1 pseudogene is annotated in these 844 nt (G+C 70.0%); it reads right to left on the bottom strand.

Annotated features, from left to right (window positions below):
• Positions 1 to 844, bottom strand: a pseudogene (locus tag IG94_RS0137990) (helix-turn-helix transcriptional regulator); the annotation flags it as partial.

Below are 844 nucleotides of genomic sequence, written 5' to 3'. Positions count from 1 at the left end.
GAGACCGCGCTCGACGTAGTGACGGCCGCGCGCCAGCAGGTAGGACAGCCCGAACGGCGTCTCGAACATCACGTCCGGCACCCGCAGAGCCAGCGTGCGTGCCGCCTCCTCGTGTTTGCCCTGCAGCGTCTGCGCCGTCAGCAGCGTACTGAGCGGTTCGGCAGCCAGTACACCCCAGTCCGCGACCGGCAGGAGTTCGAGCGCGGCGCTCGCCCGGGAGGCAGCAACGCCGAGCGAGCCGCGGCGCAGGGCGATGTCCGCCGCGATCGAGCAGAACAGCGCACGCCAGGTGGGCGCCTGGAGATCGAGGCTGGCCTGCATCAGCTCCCGGCACCGCTGCTCGGCCTCCTCCAACCGCTCGGCATACACCATCGTGCGCAACGCGAGAATCAGCGGCAACAGGTTGATCTCGGTCAGCGGCTGCTGCCACAACGCCTCGTCCGTCCGGACCAAACCCTCCGCACTGGCCCCGGCATAGTGAGAACCCTGGAAATGCTTGAGCAACCGATAGCCAAAGGCGCCCGGAGGCACGACTGGCATGACACTCTCCCTGCTCTCGCAGGCCACGCGCCGGAAGATGCCGGGATACACATCGGCCAGCCACATCCGTACCATCTCCAACTCCCACGAGGGCCCGGAGCCCGGCGGCACGTCGGCCGCCAGCCGCGAGAGCACGGAGCAGGCGTCCTCCACCCGGCCCTGGAGCAGCAGCATGATCACCGGCAAGGTGGTGTCCCGGCCCCGGAGCCGGCCGCCGAGCATCGCCTCGGTCAGCTCGGGCAGATGCCCGACCGAGGCCCGCAGGTCCTCCCGCCACCCCGCCCGCAGCAGCAGAGCCAGGATC

It is taken from the genome of Streptomyces olivaceus (assembly GCF_000721235.1).
In the GTDB taxonomy this organism is placed as follows: Bacteria; Actinomycetota; Actinomycetes; order Streptomycetales; family Streptomycetaceae; genus Streptomyces; species Streptomyces olivaceus.
Note: the sequence above shows the minus strand (reverse complement) of the source record. Positions and strands in the feature narration are given on the sequence as shown.